This is a genomic window from Mesorhizobium sp. M1312, assembly GCF_040318115.1.
GTDB lineage: Bacteria > Pseudomonadota > Alphaproteobacteria > Rhizobiales > Rhizobiaceae > Mesorhizobium.
Map to the genome: position 1 here is coordinate 13,770 of NZ_JAMYLQ010000014.1, position 15,539 is coordinate 29,308.

Annotated in this window: 16 protein-coding genes; 11 read left to right on the forward strand and 5 right to left on the reverse strand. The window is 61.6% G+C overall.

Annotated features, from left to right (window positions below; genetic code table 11):
• Positions 1 to 2: 2 nt before the first annotated feature.
• The 3 genes from NKH36_RS17480 to NKH36_RS17490 are packed head-to-tail and all read right to left on the reverse strand — an operon-like array spanning position 3 to position 2,444.
• Complete coding sequence (locus NKH36_RS17480) at positions 3 to 584, reverse strand: demethoxyubiquinone hydroxylase family protein (protein WP_352963554.1); 582 nt, start codon at positions 582 to 584, stop codon at positions 3 to 5.
• A 20-nt stretch (positions 585 to 604) separates the two neighbouring features.
• Positions 605 to 1,219 (reverse strand): glutathione S-transferase family protein, encoded by a 615-nt coding sequence (locus NKH36_RS17485; RefSeq protein ID WP_352963557.1) that lies wholly within the window; start codon positions 1,217 to 1,219, stop codon positions 605 to 607.
• Between the two features lie 13 nt (positions 1,220 to 1,232).
• On the reverse strand, positions 1,233 to 2,444 hold the full coding sequence (locus NKH36_RS17490) for an NADP-dependent isocitrate dehydrogenase (protein ID WP_352963560.1): 1,212 nt from the start codon (positions 2,442 to 2,444) through the stop codon (positions 1,233 to 1,235).
• 217 nt (positions 2,445 to 2,661) lie between these two features.
• Between NKH36_RS17490 and NKH36_RS17495 the strand changes: the two genes are divergently transcribed.
• The 7 genes from NKH36_RS17495 to NKH36_RS17525 all read left to right on the forward strand — a co-directional run bounded on the left by NKH36_RS17495 (position 2,662) and on the right by NKH36_RS17525 (position 8,354).
• On the forward strand, positions 2,662 to 3,507 hold the full coding sequence (locus tag NKH36_RS17495; protein WP_352963563.1) for an RNA methyltransferase: 846 nt from the start codon (positions 2,662 to 2,664) through the stop codon (positions 3,505 to 3,507).
• 65 nt (positions 3,508 to 3,572) lie between these two features.
• The gene (locus NKH36_RS17500; RefSeq protein ID WP_352963566.1) at positions 3,573 to 4,238 is read left to right on the forward strand and encodes a hypothetical protein; all 666 of its coding nucleotides are present in this window, start codon (positions 3,573 to 3,575) and stop codon (positions 4,236 to 4,238) included.
• 117 nt (positions 4,239 to 4,355) lie between these two features.
• Positions 4,356 to 5,168, forward strand: coding sequence for a glutamate racemase (gene murI, locus NKH36_RS17505; protein WP_352963568.1), 813 nt, complete (start codon positions 4,356 to 4,358; stop codon positions 5,166 to 5,168).
• Between the two features lie 62 nt (positions 5,169 to 5,230).
• Positions 5,231 to 5,419 carry a DUF3008 family protein gene (locus NKH36_RS17510; protein ID WP_023717374.1) on the forward strand — a complete coding sequence of 63 codons (189 nt, stop codon included), beginning with the start codon at positions 5,231 to 5,233 and terminating at the stop codon, positions 5,417 to 5,419.
• Positions 5,420 to 5,855: 436 nt separating this feature from the next.
• Complete coding sequence (gene rpsD, locus NKH36_RS17515) at positions 5,856 to 6,473, forward strand: 30S ribosomal protein S4 (protein ID WP_029353615.1); 618 nt, start codon at positions 5,856 to 5,858, stop codon at positions 6,471 to 6,473.
• Positions 6,474 to 6,643: 170 nt separating this feature from the next.
• A complete protein-coding gene (ttcA, locus tag NKH36_RS17520) occupies positions 6,644 to 7,537 on the forward strand; it encodes a tRNA 2-thiocytidine(32) synthetase TtcA (protein WP_352963570.1) in 894 nt (297 codons plus the stop codon).
• Entirely contained in the window at positions 7,527 to 8,354 is an 828-nt protein-coding gene (locus NKH36_RS17525; protein WP_352963572.1) for an inositol monophosphatase family protein, read from the forward strand. The genes ttcA and NKH36_RS17525 overlap by 11 nt, the downstream gene beginning before the upstream one ends.
• Positions 8,355 to 8,367: 13 nt before the next feature.
• On the opposite strand, the gene NKH36_RS17530 is transcribed toward NKH36_RS17525, so the two are convergent.
• Together NKH36_RS17530 and NKH36_RS17535 are read right to left on the reverse strand one after the other, a co-directional pair.
• The gene (locus NKH36_RS17530; RefSeq protein ID WP_502912057.1) at positions 8,368 to 9,903 is read right to left on the reverse strand and encodes a GMC family oxidoreductase; all 1,536 of its coding nucleotides are present in this window, start codon (positions 9,901 to 9,903) and stop codon (positions 8,368 to 8,370) included.
• Between the two features lie 46 nt (positions 9,904 to 9,949).
• Complete coding sequence (locus NKH36_RS17535) at positions 9,950 to 10,627, reverse strand: FadR/GntR family transcriptional regulator (protein WP_352963573.1); 678 nt, start codon at positions 10,625 to 10,627, stop codon at positions 9,950 to 9,952.
• 211 nt (positions 10,628 to 10,838) lie between these two features.
• On the opposite strand from NKH36_RS17535, the gene NKH36_RS17540 reads away from it, so the two are divergent.
• The 4 genes from NKH36_RS17540 (at position 10,839) to NKH36_RS17555 (ending at position 15,536) form a co-directional block, all read left to right on the forward strand.
• Positions 10,839 to 12,467, forward strand: a complete 1,629-nt coding sequence (locus tag NKH36_RS17540) for a GMC family oxidoreductase (protein ID WP_352963575.1) — start codon at positions 10,839 to 10,841, stop codon at positions 12,465 to 12,467.
• 292 nt (positions 12,468 to 12,759) lie between these two features.
• Complete coding sequence (locus tag NKH36_RS17545) at positions 12,760 to 13,911, forward strand: cupin domain-containing protein (protein ID WP_352963577.1); 1,152 nt, start codon at positions 12,760 to 12,762, stop codon at positions 13,909 to 13,911.
• A 74-nt stretch (positions 13,912 to 13,985) separates the two neighbouring features.
• Positions 13,986 to 15,119, forward strand: a complete 1,134-nt coding sequence (locus NKH36_RS17550) for an LVIVD repeat-containing protein (RefSeq protein ID WP_352963579.1) — start codon at positions 13,986 to 13,988, stop codon at positions 15,117 to 15,119.
• Positions 15,120 to 15,128: 9 nt separating this feature from the next.
• Positions 15,129 to 15,536 carry a RidA family protein gene (locus NKH36_RS17555; protein WP_292393238.1) on the forward strand — a complete coding sequence of 136 codons (408 nt, stop codon included), beginning with the start codon at positions 15,129 to 15,131 and terminating at the stop codon, positions 15,534 to 15,536.
• Positions 15,537 to 15,539: the final 3 nt, after the last annotated feature.

Sequence of the window (15,539 nt, forward strand, 5' to 3'; positions counted from 1 at the left end):
CGTCAGGCATGCTTTGCTGCCTTAAGGGCGCGCGTCGTTCGGGTGGAATCCCCCCCGGTGGACAGCCAGATCAGGCAGTCGGTGGTGGCGGAGATCGCTGCGTGCAGGAGGTTCAGCAACGGTCCGGGCGATTTCAGCTGCTCTTCGGCGTGTCGGAGATGGGCTAGCTCTTCTTCGCGGATGGACAGGATGATGCCGTGCAACTCGCGATCGCGTCCGGAAAGAAAGAATAGCTGATCGTCGAGATGGCGGTGCACCGCCGCTTCGACCGCTGCGGTGCAGGCCCAGATGCCTTGCGGGCCGAGCAGGGCAGTGAGGAAACCCAGCAGCCAACCGCCCCAGCTCCAGAATTGCATCACGCGGCACGGACGCGAATGTCGCGACGGCATGGCTGCACGGAAAGCAGCGCAATGACTGCGCTCATGCCCAAGCATCTCTGACAAAGACGGCACGCAACGCGGCCAGAAACGCTTCGAGACAAGAATCTGCGCCGAATAGATTCTGATCGCGCCGAACTCGCCAGCGTGGTTGACCCTGACTATTCTGGCCACCGTTAGCGCGTCCTGGTGAGAGTGTTCAACCATGGAGGCCCCCGGGTGCTAGGTCAGATTGTTGGCAACGCTCGCACGCCCTGGATGCGCGTCCACCAATCCTGAATGTCGGCAAACTCCGCCAGCAGGTTTTGCCCCTCAATGACCTTGACGAAATAGCTGACGATTGGTGCTGCATGAAGGTCGGCCAGCGTCAGTTCCGCTCCCAACAGCCATGGCCCTTCGGCTTTCAGCGATGAGAGCGCCTGTAGTGTCGTTCTCGCCTGCCGAAGCCCGCTGCCGATCAATGCCTCGTCGGGCGGCTCTTTCTCCAACCGCTCGACGGCGACATCCCACACCATCGCCCGATAGGCATAGGCGTCGAGCACGCCGATGATCTGGTTCATGGTTGCCCGGGATCGAGCATCAGCCGGTTGCATCGCCGGCCCGTCGAAAGCCTCGTCGACATAGCGGGTGATCGCACTCGCCTCGTAGAGGCGAAAGCCGTCGTGCTCGAAGGCAGGAATCCGGCCGAACGGGTGATGGTCGAGATACCAGCCTGGAATGCCATCCGCCGCAAAGATGTCGACCGGCACCAGATCGTAGTCGATGCCTTTTTCCTCGAGCACGAGGCGGACGATGCGCACATAGACGCTGTAGTCCGCCCCATAGACGATGGGTTTGCTCATGACGTTCGTCTGGTCAGGCCATCGCCTTCTGCAGATTCTCGTCGATCTTGTCGAGGAAGCCGGTGGTCGAAAGCCATGGCTGGTCGGGACCGATCAGCAGCGACAGATCCTTGGTCATGAAGCCGGCCTCGACGGTCTGGATGCAGACTTTTTCCAACGTCTCGGCAAAGCGCTTCAGTTCGGCATTGTCATCGAGCTTGGCGCGATGGGTGAGGCCGCGCGTCCAGGCGAAGATCGAGGCGATCGAATTGGTCGAGGTTTCCTCGCCCTTCTGGTGCTGCCGATAATGGCGGGTGACGGTGCCATGTGCTGCCTCCGCCTCCACCGTCTTGCCGTCCGGCGTCATCAGCACCGAGGTCATCAGGCCGAGCGACCCAAAACCTTGCGCTACCGTATCGGACTGCACATCGCCATCATAGTTCTTGCAGGCCCAGATATAGCCGCCCGACCATTTCAGGCTGGAGGCGACCATGTCGTCGATCAGCCGGTGCTCGTACCAGAGCTTTTTCGCTTTGAATTCGGCTTCGAACTCAGCCTCGTAGACCTCCTGGAAAATGTCCTTGAAGCGGCCGTCATAGGCCTTGAGGATGGTGTTCTTGGTCGAGAGGTAGACCGGGTAATTGCGCAGCAGGCCGTAATTCAGCGAGGCGCGGGCGAATTCCCGGATCGAGTCGTCGAGATTGTACATTGCCATGGCGACGCCGGCGGCCGGCGCATCGAACACCTCATGCTCGATCACCTTGCCGTCCTCGCCGACGAACTTGATCGTCAGCTTGCCCTTGCCGGGAAAGCGGAAGTCGGTGGCGCGGTACTGATCGCCGAAAGCGTGACGGCCGACGATGATCGGCTTGGTCCAGCCGGGAACCAGCCGCGGCACGTTCTTCATGATGATCGGCTCGCGAAAGATGGTGCCGCCGAGAATGTTGCGGATGGTGCCGTTCGGCGACTTCCACATCTTCTTCAGCCCGAATTCCTCGACGCGCTGCTCGTCGGGCGTGATCGTCGCGCATTTCACGCCGACACCATGTTTCTTGATGGCATTGGCCGAATCGATGGTCACCTGGTCGTTGGTGGCATCGCGGTGCTCGACGCTGAGGTCGTAATATTCAAGCTTGAGGTCAAGATAGGGGTGGATCAGCTTGTCCTTGATGAACTGCCAGATGATGCGGGTCATCTCGTCGCCGTCGAGTTCGACGACCGGGTTCGCCACCTTGATCTTCGCCATGGAAAGAATGCCTCATTGTTGGGATCGTAACGGCCTTGCCCGCATGGCTTTGGCCGGGGATACGGCCCGTATATCAAAGCATTTTTGGCCGCGCAAACGGCGATCGGCGCTAGCGGGCTCGACCATCGCCATCGGACACTCTCCGCGAAAGCTTCATTTTCGCGGCTGGATGTGGCACGGGACGCTGAAATGCCGCAAACAGCAGTTCATTGACATCATGCAAGCCAGCAACGACATCCCTCCTGCCGCAGGCCCGGCGATCATCCTGGTTGAGCCTCAGCTCGGCGAGAACATCGGCATGGTCGCGCGCGCCATGGCGAATTTCGGTCTGTCCGAACTGCGCCTCGTCAATCCGCGCGACGGCTGGCCGAGCGAAAAAGCGCGCGCTGCCGCGAGCCGCGCCGACCATGTCATCGCTGCCGTCACGCTCTTTGACGATCTGGCCTCGGCGGTTGCCGACCTGAATTTCGTCTTCGCCACCACGGCGCGCGCGCGCGATAATTTCAAGCCGGTGCGCGGGCCGGTCGAGGCGGGCAGGGCGCTGAGGGCGCGCCAGCGATCCGGACAGCGCACCGGCATCCTGTTCGGCCGCGAGCGGTTCGGGCTCTACAATGACGAGGTCGGCCTGGCCGACGAGATCGTCACTTTCCCGGTCGATCCCGCCTTCTCTTCGCTCAACATCGCCCAGGCCGCCCTGCTGATGTCCTATGAATGGATGAAGTCGGGCTTGGAAGATGAGACGGATACCAATTTTTCCAGCCCCGACATGATGCCGGCGAGCAAGGAACAATTGCACGGCCTGTTCGCGTATCTGGAAGGCGCGCTCGAAGCGCGCGGCTATTTCCGCCCGGCGCCGAAGAAGCCGAAGATGGTCGACAATCTGCGCGCGGTGCTGACGCGCGCCGGCTTTGCCGAGCCGGAACTCAAGGTGCTGCGCGGCATAATATCATCGCTGGACCGGTTTTCGCCGGCCATGCCACGCGGCGACGGATCGCCGGGCGATGATCCAAGGCGGCTTCCGGCGGCTGCGGCACGGGCCCGCAAGGCGAAAGGCAAAGACTAGGACCGATCGTCGTGAGAACGGCTGCGTCACCAGTAACTGAATGTTATTTGGTGTGATCCATTGTCTTGAAAACGATGGATCCTTGGACGCTTACCTCAAATATCGGTCGTCTTCGCTTCTTCTTCTATTCCGCGGCCATGCTGGTGGCGGAAGTCGTGGCAATTGTGTTGTCCATCGCATGGACCATCGGCTTCGAGGGGTTGGCCAATTCGAAACCTGGTCCTTCCAGGGAAGGGCTGGCGGCGGCCGTTCTCGTCGCTTCGCTAGTGATCGTGCTGTTCCGCGCGAATTTCGCCTGGCGTCGAAGCCGCGACGCGCAAGGATCCAAATGGATCCTTTGGTCGTACATTGTGTTCTCGACCCTGTTTGCGATTCTGCAGGCCGGCACCCTTCTTGTCGTGAAATTGGACGGCGAAGATTCGCATTCCGGCCTTAACCTGCTGGGACTCGCTCTCGTCGGCCTCTGGGCGGCCATCTTGACCGCCAAGCCGGCGGGTGGCAGCTCTGCGGATATGGCGTCTTCCCTGAGTTTCGATGATATCGACCCTCCCAGGCCGTTGCGCGGCGGCCGGGCGCCCCATTCAGAGTCGGCCGCCCGCGTGACGGCCCAGGCCCCGGCCTACGCCATGCGCGCCGCACCGGCGCCGTCGAACCGCCCTACATCTCAACCTGTGTCTCTGCCAAACGGCCGGCCGCGGCCCGGCGGCTTCGGTAAGCGGGGCCTTGTGTGATCATCTCGCCGCATCAAGGCCATGATGGTTGCAGATAGAACCGTACGAGATAAACACATCATTGGCCTAAGCACGGGCCAGCCGTCTCTCCCCAGCTCTCTTTCATAACCGATGACAATGACCGATCCCTCAAGCGCCCGCCCGATCCTGATGTTCGATTCCGGCATCGGCGGCCTGACGGTGCTGCGCGAAGCGCGCGTGCTGATGCCCGACCGCCGCTTTGTCTATGTCGCCGATGACGCGGCTTTCCCTTACGGCGCTTGGGAGGAACCGGCACTGAGGGCGCACATACTGGAGCTGTTCGGCAAGCTGCTCGACCGTTTTTCGCCGGCCATTTCGGTCATCGCCTGCAATACCGCTTCGACGCTTGTTATCGATGCGTTGCGTGAAAGATTTCCCGGCCATCCTTTCGTCGGCACGGTGCCGGCGATCAAGCCGGCGGCGGAACGCACGCGCTCCGGGCTGGTTTCGGTGCTGGCGACGCCCGGCACCGTCAAGCGCCAGTATACGCGCGACCTGATCGGCAAATGGGCGCAGAAATGCCATGTCCGTCTGGTTGGCAGCGACAATCTGGCGGGACTGGCCGAGGTCTATATGCGCGAAGGCTTTGTCGATGAAGAGGCTGTGCGTGCCGAGATCGCGCCGTGCTTCGTCGAACATGATGAGCTGCGGACCGACATCGTCGTGCTTGCCTGCACCCATTATCCCTTTCTGGCCAACCGCATGCGCAAGACGGCACCTTGGCCGGTCGATTGGCTGGATCCCGCCGAGGCGATCGCACGGCGGGCGATCTCGCTGCTCGCGGACACCGAGGCCAGGAATGGCGGCGAGGCGTTGCCGGAAGGCGCCGATCTTGCTGTCTTCACCTCAAAGCGGGTTGATTTCCCGACTCGCCGCCTGATGCAGGGGTTTGGGCTGGCGATTTCCTGATATCTGGGAACATCACCCGGACCGGTGCGTTTTTCCCTCATTGCAAGACGGGAGAAACGATCATGCCAGCCACTTCAAAAGCCCAGCAAAAAGCCGCAGGAGCGGCACTGTCCGCCAAGCGCGGCGAGACCAAGAAGAGCGAACTCAAAGGCGCTTCAAAGGGAATGTACAAATCGATGAGCGAAAAGCAGCTAGAGGAGTTCGCTGAGACCAAGCGTAAGGGCCTGCCCGAGAAAAAATCGAAGCACTAGCCGCGCGTCCGACTGGAAGCACCCGCAGGGCGGTCGCCTGCGGATCCAGTTGACCAACCAACGGTCAAGCTACCAGGCCCAGTGGCGGCGCCGTACCTTGTAGCGGATGACCTTGCGATGACCAGGATGCAGCATTCAACGTCGAGGACCGCCTGCCTCACCAACGCCAGCCCGCAAGCTTGACACCGGTTAAATCTCCGTTTAATCAGCCCACCAACACCGGGCCGCAACGTCCGGTGGTTTCTTTATGTGCGCAAGACGTTTGGGAAGCGCTCTAATCTTCCTCAGCTCTTGTCTAGAATGACGTGTCCCGTGGGTTTTCCGCCGCGTTGCGTGGGAAAACCCTGTCAGGTCTCGAAAACGGGGGCCAGAGGAGGGCGCGTTTCCTTCACCCGGACCATGAGGTTCCGGGTGTATTGTTTTGAAAGGGAATGCGATGAGCAAGCGCGAATCCGCGAAATACAAGATCGACCGCCGTCTCGGCGAAAACATCTGGGGCCGCCCGAAATCCCCGGTCAACAAGCGCGAATACGGTCCCGGCCAGCACGGCCAGCGCCGCAAGGGCAAGCTTTCCGATTTCGGCCTGCAGCTTCGTGCCAAGCAGAAGCTCAAGGGTCACTACGGCGACGTTTCGGAAAAGCAGTTCCGCAAGGTCTATGAAGAGGCGGATCGCCGCAAGGGCGACACTTCGGAGAACCTGATCGGCCTGCTCGAGTCGCGTCTCGACGCGGTCGTCTACCGCGCCAAGTTCGTGCCAACCATTTTTGCAGCTCGCCAGTTCGTCAATCACGGCCACATCAATGTCAACGGCAAGCGCGTCAACATCGGCTCATACCGCTGCAAGCCGGGCGACGTCATCGAAGTGCGCGAAAAGTCGAAGCAGCTGGTGATCGTCCTGGAATCAGTGGGCTTGGCCGAGCGCGATGTGCCTGACTACATCGAGGTCGACCACAATAAGATGACCGCGACTTTCGGGCGCATCCCCGGTCTGTCGGATGTTCCCTTCGCCGTGCAGATGGAACCGAACCTGGTCGTCGAATTCTATTCGCGCTGATCGAACGCGCCGTCTGCGACAGCATCGAAGGCCGCCCATCGAGGCGGCCTTTTCTTTGTCTGCCGTGCTCTGGTTCTTATTTGCGCATCGTGGTTTTCGAAAATCGATTTCGATTTTCGGGCCGATGCGCTACTCCGGGCAGCAACAAGGACCTTTGGGGCCGACGCGCCATGAACATGCTGCCAGACGCCAAGACACTCGAACCGATCGCCGATGCCGCAGGCGGCTTTCATCCGCTGTTTGCCGATGTGCCGTCCTCGGTCGAATTCAACAAGCTGCGCAAGCGGCTGCTGCGTCTCGCCCGTCAGGCGATCGACGATTTTTCGATGGTGAGGCCTGGCGATCGCTGGCTCGTTGCCTTATCGGGCGGCAAGGATTCCTACGGCCTGCTCGCTCTGCTGCTCGATCTCAAATGGCGCGGGCTGCTGCCGATCGACCTGTTGGCCTGCAATCTCGACCAGGGCCAGCCGAACTTTCCAAAACACATTCTGCCCGATTATCTCAACACATACGCCATTCCGTACCGCATTGAATATCAGGACACCTATTCGGTGGTGACCGACAAGCTTCCCGAGGGCAGCACCTACTGTTCGCTGTGCTCGCGGCTCAGGCGCGGGCATCTCTACCGCATCGCGCGGGAGGAGGGCTGCTCGGCTTTGGTGCTCGGCCACCACCGCGAAGACATTCTCGAAACCTTTTTCATGAACCTGTTCCATGGCGGGCGCCTTGCCGCCATGCCGCCCAAGCTTCTCAACGACGACGGCGACGTCATGGTGCTGCGGCCGCTCGCCTATTGCGCCGAGGCCGACCTCGAAAAATTCGCCAGCGCCATGAAGTTCCCGATCATCCCGTGCGATCTGTGCGGCAGCCAGGACGGCTTGCAGCGCAATGCGATGAAGGCGATGCTCGACGACTTGGAAAAGCGCATGCCCGGCCGCAAGGACACGATGATCCACGCCATGACCAATGTGCGGCCCTCGCATCTGCTCGACAGAAAGCTATTCGATTTCGCCGCCCTCAACGGGACCCTCACCACAAGGCAAGACGTTCCCGATGACATTTGACGATACCGCGATCGACTGGCTCGCCAAGATTCTGTCCGACGCCGCCGTTGCCGAGATCATGCCGCGCTTTCGCCGGCTGGATGAGGGCGAGGTCCGCCAGAAGACCTCGGCAGCCGACCTGGTGACGGAGGCCGACGTTAATGCCGAGCGGCTCATCACCGTCAGGCTGCGTGAGCGTTACCCTCAGGCGATGATCGTCGGCGAGGAAGCCTGTTCCGACGATCCGGCGCTGCTCCAGGGCCTCGGCGAAGCCGATGTCGCCTTCGTCATCGATCCGGTTGACGGCACCTTCAACTTCGCCTCCGGCGTGCCGCTGTTCGGCGTCATGCTCGGCGTCGTCGTGAGGGGCGAGACCGTCGCCGGCATCGTTCACGATCCCGTTGGCAAGGACTGGCTGATCGGCGCCAAAGGTGCTGGCAGCCACATACGGCATGCGCATGGCACTCTGGAGAAGGTGCATGTCGCCGAGCCTGCACCGATCTCGCAAATGACCGGCGCGGTTTCCTGGCAATACATGCCCGAGCCGGAACGGTCGCGGCTGGCGCGCAACCAGACGAAATCCCTGTCGCAATTCGGCTATCGCTGCGCGGCCCACGAATACCGCCTGCTGGCGAGCGGCCACGCCCACTTCGTGGTCTACAACAAGCTGATGCCGTGGGATCACCTGGCCGGTGTGCTGATCCATGCCGAGGCAGGTGGTTACGCGGCGCGTTTCGACGGCAGCGCCTATCTGCCTTCACATGTCGGAGGTGGCCTTCTTGTCGCACCGAACAAGGAAAGCTGGCGCGAACTGCGCCGCGAACTCTGGGCGGAATAGGCTGGTCGGGGGGTCATGGGCTAGGCGGAGCTGACGCCCAGGTTTCCGCGATGGCGACTATAGCGGCATTGATCGGTCCGCTCGGGATCGTCGGCATCACCGACGCGTCGACGATGAAGACGTTGTCGAAGCCGTTCAGGCGCAAATCCGGGTCGACAACTGCGTCGGCATCCCCGCCCATCCTGCACGTGCCGGCAGGATGATGGTGTGTGGAAGCGGCGCTCGCGATGAAAGCGTCAAGATCGGCGTCCGACCGCACCGGCAATCCCGGCAGGACTTCCACGTCGCGCCACTCGTCGAGCGCTGCATGATGACCAACCACGCGCGCCGTCTTCAGGGCCGTCCGGAAAACCGCCCGGTCGTGTTCGGTTTCGAGATAATGCGGATCGATGATGGGTACATCGTTTCGGCCCGGTCCGCTCGGTGCGATGTGTCCACGGCTGGTCGGATGGGTGACGCCGCATAGAATCGTGAAAGCCGAGCCATAGGGCGGGGCACTCAGGCCCTCTGCGGCTGATGGAGCAACGACGCAGGCGAGCGCAATATCGGGGCTTCCCGTCGAACGGGTCGGATCAATACCGTGCAGGTACATCAACGATTCCGAGTGCTGCAGGCGCGACGGCGGCAGCGGTTTTTTCGTGCTGTAGACATTTCCAAGGGCCAGCAGATGGTCCTGCAAATTGCGGCCGACAGCGCGTCGGTCGGCAAGGCAGCGTATCCCCGCCTGCTTTAGCGTATCGGCATCGCCGATGCCCGACCGCATGACGATGAGCGGCGACGACACCGCGCCGGCACAAAGAACGATCCTGTCGGCGGAAACCGTCGTGGTCTCTCCGTCGCGCACGACAGCCACACCCGTGGCCCGCTGGCCCTCCAGCACGAGGTGCTCGACCTCGTGGGCGGTCAGCAGAGCGAGGTTCGGTCGCGCCATGACCTCCGGCGGCAGATAGGCGTCTGCGACGCTCAGGCGCTTGCCGGCGCGGATGTTTAGCGAATTGGGGCTCGTGCCGGCGAGCTCGCCGCTGTTGTGGTCGGTCAGGATGGGGACCCCCATGGCCTGTCCAGCGGCCATATAAGCGCGGACGACGGGGCTGACCTCCGCATCCGGCAGATAGACATCCAGCGGTCCGCTGCGGCCGCGCGACGGCGCGTCAAAGGCGGTGAAAGCTTCGCTGCGGACGAAGCCCGGCAACAAGCCCGAATACGACCAGCGTTCGCCGCCGGCCACTGCCCAGGGTTGGAAATCGTCGGGATGACCACGCACATGGGCCATGGCATGCAGGCAGCTCGAACCGCCGACTATCTTTCCGCGCGGCCATTCATGGACGCGGTTTGCGGTAAAGGGTTGCGGCACCGTCCGATAGGCCCAGTCATAGGCGCGGCCTTGCAACATCGTCCACTTCAGCGGGTCGGCGATATCGGGATCGAACGGCATGGTCCCGGCTTCGATCAGGCCGACCTGGCACGAGCTGTCCTCGCTTAGCCGACTAGCTATAACCGAGCCAGCACATCCCGCGCCGACGACCAGCACGTCGAAATGACGCATCAATTTGAAACTCGCCGCGAGCAGGCTGGCTGGCTAGAACGCAAGACGCTCATGCCGCAAAGGCGCCGGCATTCGACCGTTCCGTGATTCGTCTTTGCACGGATAGCAAATGCGCGCGCATCGCCGCTTCGGCTGCTTCCGGGTCGCGTTTCGAGATCGCATCGGCAATCAGACGATGTTCGCCGTCGCGCTCGGCGATCCGCTTAGGGCAGGTGGGTGCTGCGGTACGTGCGATCTTCACCCGCGCATCGACCCCGACCTGGCGCAGCATCTTATAGAATTCGGCGGCCAGATGGTTGCGTGCGGCAGCGACGATGGCGGAATGAAAAGCGAAATCGACCGCGCCCGACGAGGCATTCTCCGGCGTGGTTGCCGCATCGATGATCCGGGCCGTCTCGAACGAGGAGGCGCGCAGCGATGCCAGCCGGGCGAGGCCCGGCTCCATGAGCAGGCGCAACTCCAGAACCTCGATGGGGTTGGTTACCCGGACAAGTTCTTCGCCATATCGGGGCAGGGCGGTTGGCGCACGCCTGGCGCGCGCCGGTTTCAAATCACCTGATTGGCGCAGCAACTCGAGCGCCTTGCGGAGCTGATGGCGCTTCACGTTCAGATGTTCGGCAAGGTCACGCTCGGAAGGAAGCTTACCGCCACCCTGCTGCAACTGGCGGACCGCTGCGATGATGTCGTCGAGATCCGATGATACGATCTGCGGCTCGAATGCGTTCAAAACCAAATCTCCTGTCTGATCGGCAGCGATCGACTCAACGTCCTGATATCATATTGCGACACGGAATCGATGAACACGGCGCTCAACCAACTCAACCAATCTACATCTGTGCCCAGTGGTTGACAACATCAGTTGCGCGATGGTTGAGTGCAGCAGTTGTTTCTTTGACGGCTCACATCTTGAGGGGCCGTCCTTCTCCCGAGGACCGTGCATGCCGTTTGGGGAAACATTCGACTATGTCATTGTCGGAGCCGGGTCGGCCGGCTGCGTGCTTGCAAACCGCCTGAGTGAAGATCCGGCGGTTTCCGTGCTGCTCCTGGAAGCCGGGGACTGGGATCGAGATCCAATGATCCACATCCCGCTCGGCTGGGGCAAGATCCTGACCGAGCGCCGTCACGACTGGATGTATTTCTGCGAGCCCGAGGCCAATGTCGGCGGCCGCAAGGTCGAATGTGCGCGCGGCAAGGTCATCGGCGGCTCCTCCTCCACCAACGCCATGGCCTATGTGCGCGGCAATCGTGGCGACTATGATCGCTGGGCAGCCGGCGGCCTCACCGATTGGTCGTTCGACAAGGTGCTGCCCTATTTCAAGAAGCAGGAGCGCTGGGAAAAGGGCGAGAGCGACTATCGCGGCGGCAGCGGTCCGCTGAACACCCAGTTCTGCCGCTACAAGGACGAGCTGATCGATGCCTTCGCCACGGCCAGCCGGGATGCCGGATATCCCCAGACTGACGACTATAATGGCGCCGTGCAGGAAGGTTTTGGTCGCCTGCAGATGACGATCGCAAACGGTCGCCGCTGCTCGACCGCGTCCGCCTATCTGCGTCCCGCCATGCGCCGCAGCAATGTCAAGGTGCTGACCGGCGCGATGGCGACGAGGATCCTGCTGAAGGACGGGCGCGCGACCGGCATCGCCTACACCAGAGGCGGCGCGACCCACCAGGTTCTGGCGCGGCGTGAGGTCGTGCTTGCCGGCGGCGTCATCAATACGCCTCAGCTGCTAATGCTGTCGGGGATCGGCGATGGCGGCGAACTCGCCGCGCATGGCATCGAGACAAAAGTCGACCGTCCGCAGGTCGGCAAGAACCTGCAGGACCACGTTTCGGTCATTTTGATGTATCGGCGCAAGCAGCCGGGACCATTCCTCAAGATGATGCGGGCCGATCGTATCGGGCTGGATTTCGTCAGGACCTATCTCACCGGCAAGGGCTTTTCGGGAGATGTGCCTGGCGGGGTCGTGGCGTTTCTGAAAAGCGACGCAAGCCGGTCGCTGCCGGACGTTCAGCTGCTTTTCACGGCTGCACCGCTTGCCGCATGGCCTTATATGTCGCCGTTCAAGGCGCCCTTCGCCGATGGCTTTGCGACCCGCATCGTCGCCGTCCAACCGGAAAGCAGGGGGAGCGTCAAGCTGGCGTCGAATGACCCATTGGCGGCGCCGCTGATCCACCAGAATTTCCTGTCTTCGCGACGTGACTGGCAGTCGCTTCGCGCGGGCTTCCGCGTCGCACGCAACGTCGCTGCGCAACCGTCGATGACGCCGTTCATCTCATCGGAATTCTTTCCGGGCTCACAATGCCAAAGCGACGACGAGATCGATGAGCACATTCGCAAGACGTCGATCACCGTACATCATCCGGCCGGCACCTGCCGCATGGGTGTCAACGCCGACTCGGTGGTCGATCCCGAACTGCGGGTGCGCGGCGTCGCCGGGCTCCGCGCAGTGGATGCTTCCGTGATGCCGGACCTCATTTGCGGCAACATCAATGCGGCGGTCATCATGATCGCCGAAAAGGCTTCGGACCTGATCCGCAGCCGTGCTGAACAAAGCATGGCCGCCTGATCGGCGTCGTCCGGCGTTCAACCAAAATCCTTTGGTTGAACAAAAATTCGAGCTGGTTGGGCTTCCGTGGGGAAGATCGCGGCCGTCATGGCTCGATCCGCATCTACCGGTTCAGGCTGTGTTTTTTGCGTATTTCTGACTTTTTCATCGCCTTTCGCGGTATTTGCCTTTCAACAATATTTCTCAACCAAAAACTTAAAGGAATTCTCATTTTTGGGATTGTCGAGCAAAACCAATACGAATACGGTTGAGTTGGTTAAACGCGTTTTCTTCGTGAAGAGAGGTGTCAGTCATGTCCTTGGCGCAACCAGCAGACCTCGCCGTCACCAACAAAAAGGCAGCGCTGAAGGGCCTCTATGACGCCCTCTATGAAAAGAACATGTTTCCGTTCTGGGCGACATCGGAAGGCGTCGATCACGACGAGATCAAGCAGCTGATGGCGACGTCGAAGGCGATCCCCTTCGTCTGGTCCTATGCCGACATCGAGCCGCTGCTGCAGCGGGCCGCCGAACTGGTGACCATGGACGACAGCGAGCGCCGGTCGCTGATCCTGGTCAATCCGGGTCTTGCGCCCAAGCGCGCATCGGTCAGCACCATGTACACCGCCTACCGCCTGAATGATCCGGACGAGATCATGCCGCCGCACAAGCATTCGCCGAGCGCCATACGTTTTGGCCTGACCGGCAAGGGCAACTTCACCGGCGTCGAGGGCGAGGACGTGGTTTTCGGCCCCGGCGATATGGTGCTGACGCCGAACGACGCCTGGCACAATCACGGCACGGTTGGCGGCGAACAGGCGGTCAACCTTTCGGTTCTCGACCTGCCGCTGGTCGAGACGCTGCACGCCGTGCATTTCGACCACAAATACACCGAGATGGTCGACGGCAAGGAAGTCGAGAAGAAGGTGCAGACCGCCCGTTTCCCGAGCGATTATTCGCAACGAATCTACGGCGAGGGCGGCCTGATGCCGCGCTTCGTGGACCACAAGCGCGGCGGTGGCCTGTCGTCGCCGATGTATGTTTATCGCTGGGAAAAGATGGAAGCGATCCTCGACGCCCACAAGGATTGGGACGGCGATCCGCACGAAGGCATCGTCATCGACTATGTCGACCCCACAACTGGCGGCCCGGTCTTCCACACGATCAATTTCTACGTCCAGATGTTGCGGCCGGGCGAGAAGACGCTGCCGCAGCGCGAGACCGCCAGCCTGCTGTTGGCGCCATTCCGCGGCAATGGCCATTCAATCATCGACGGCAAGCGCTACGACTGGAACCAGTTCGATACGATCGCCATACCGGGTGGTTCCTGGGTCGAGCACGTCAACTGCTCCTCGACCGAGCCGGTCATCTTCTTCGGCGCCACCGATGCGCCGACACAGAAGGCGCTGCTCCTCTACAAGCGCTGGGGCCGCAACCAGGCCGGCGATCTGCTCCGCATCGTTTAGTTTTTGCAGCGGAAACTGTCCGCGCCACCACAGTGGCGCGGACGCCGAAAAAGACGTTTCAGCAGCAAGGGCGTATGCATTTGGTTTCGGCGTTCAACACAAAGCAGATCGGCCATGTCGACTGTCCAGGCGGTGGTCAGGTCTGGGTCGACGGCAACATTCTCTATATCGGCCACATGCGACCGCCGAGCGGCACGACGCTGGTCGATATTTCCGATCCGCGCAATCCGAAGAAGATCGCGACAATCGACGTTCCGCCGGGCTGGCACTCGCATAAGGTGCGCGCCCAGGACGGTCTGATGATCATCAACCACGAGCGCTTCGGCGATGCGGGCCCGGCCGATTTCGGTGGTGGCCTGGCGCTTTACGACACGACCCGTCCGACAGAGCCGAAGCTGATCTCGAAGTGGATAACTGGTGGTCATGGCGTTCATCGCTACGACTATGACGGCCGCTATGCCTATATCTCGCCGACCGCCGACGGCTATGTCGGCAACATCGTGATGATCCTCGACCTGATCGATCCGGTGAACCCGGTCGAGGTCGGGCGCTGGTGGATACCGGGCCAGTGGACCGGCGGCGGTGAAGAGTACCCGTGGCACGACTACGTCACGCCGCGCTGCCATCATCCGCTGCGGATGGGCGACCGGCTCTATGTCAGCTACTGGCATCACGGCCTGTTCATCCTCGACATTTCCGACCTTTCGAAGCCGAAGCTTGTCTCGCATATCAATTCGAGCCCGAGCTTCCCGCATCCCACGCATACGTGCCTGCCGATCCCGCAGCCGCTCAAGGGCCGTAACATCATGGTGGTGGCGGACGAGGATGTTGCCAAGCTCCGACCTTCGCCGCCGGCCTTCACCTGGATCTACGACATCACCGACGAGACGAACCCGCTGCCGATCTCGACCTTCCAGGTGCCAGGCCTCGACCCGGACGGCGCACCGCAACCGCCGATGACCGGCTGCCATCAGCCTTCCGAACGGTTCAAGGGCACCATCATTCCGTTTGCATGGTTCGCGCAGGGGCTGCGGCTGGTCGACCTCGCCGACCCGTTCGCACCCAAGGAAGTCGGCCATTTCATGCCCGATGCGCCTGAAGGCGCCGAGCGTTCCTCTTCCAATGACGTCACCATCGACGACCGCGGCATCGTCTACCTGATCGACCGCATCCGTGGCGTCGACATCATCGAAACCAGCGTTCTCTAGGGGGACAGATTGAGCGACAGCACGCGAAAATCCGCCAGCCACTACGCCGTCGGCAAGAAGAATCCGAACCTGCCGTTTCATCCGGCTGTGCGTGCCGGTGATTTCATTTTCGTCTCCGGCCAGGTGCCGAAGGACGAGAACAACAACATGATCAGCGGCACGATCGAGGAAGAGACGCTGGCGACGCTGAAGACCATCGCGCGCGTCATTGCCGATGAGGGCGCAACGCTTTCCGATGTCGTGCGGATAACCACCTATCTTGAGGATACGCGCGACTTTGGCCGCTACAACAAGGCGTTCCTCGAAGGGATCGGTGACGCGGTGCTGGCACGCACGACCGTCGAGGCAAAGGCGGTCATCAACACCAAGATCGAAATGGACGCCATCGTCTACAAGCCGCTGCCGGCCGGCAAGTAGGCC

Bases quoted from the DNA above. Each gene is read 5' to 3' on its own strand.
- NKH36_RS17480 (WP_352963554.1), bottom strand. From the start codon at position 584: ATGGTTGAACACTCTCACCAGGACGCGCTAACGGTGGCCAGAATAGTC.
- NKH36_RS17485 (WP_352963557.1), bottom strand. From the start codon at position 1,219: ATGAGCAAACCCATCGTCTATGGGGCGGACTACAGCGTCTATGTGCGC.
- NKH36_RS17490 (WP_352963560.1), bottom strand. From the start codon at position 2,444: ATGGCGAAGATCAAGGTGGCGAACCCGGTCGTCGAACTCGACGGCGAC.
- NKH36_RS17495 (WP_352963563.1), top strand. From the start codon at position 2,662: ATGCAAGCCAGCAACGACATCCCTCCTGCCGCAGGCCCGGCGATCATC.
- murI (WP_352963568.1), top strand. From the start codon at position 4,356: ATGACCGATCCCTCAAGCGCCCGCCCGATCCTGATGTTCGATTCCGGC.
- NKH36_RS17510 (WP_023717374.1), top strand. From the start codon at position 5,231: ATGCCAGCCACTTCAAAAGCCCAGCAAAAAGCCGCAGGAGCGGCACTG.
- rpsD (WP_029353615.1), top strand. From the start codon at position 5,856: ATGAGCAAGCGCGAATCCGCGAAATACAAGATCGACCGCCGTCTCGGC.
- ttcA (WP_352963570.1), top strand. From the start codon at position 6,644: ATGAACATGCTGCCAGACGCCAAGACACTCGAACCGATCGCCGATGCC.
- NKH36_RS17525 (WP_352963572.1), top strand. From the start codon at position 7,527: ATGACATTTGACGATACCGCGATCGACTGGCTCGCCAAGATTCTGTCC.
- NKH36_RS17540 (WP_352963575.1), top strand. From the start codon at position 10,839: ATGCCGTTTGGGGAAACATTCGACTATGTCATTGTCGGAGCCGGGTCG.
- NKH36_RS17545 (WP_352963577.1), top strand. From the start codon at position 12,760: ATGTCCTTGGCGCAACCAGCAGACCTCGCCGTCACCAACAAAAAGGCA.
- NKH36_RS17550 (WP_352963579.1), top strand. From the start codon at position 13,986: ATGCATTTGGTTTCGGCGTTCAACACAAAGCAGATCGGCCATGTCGAC.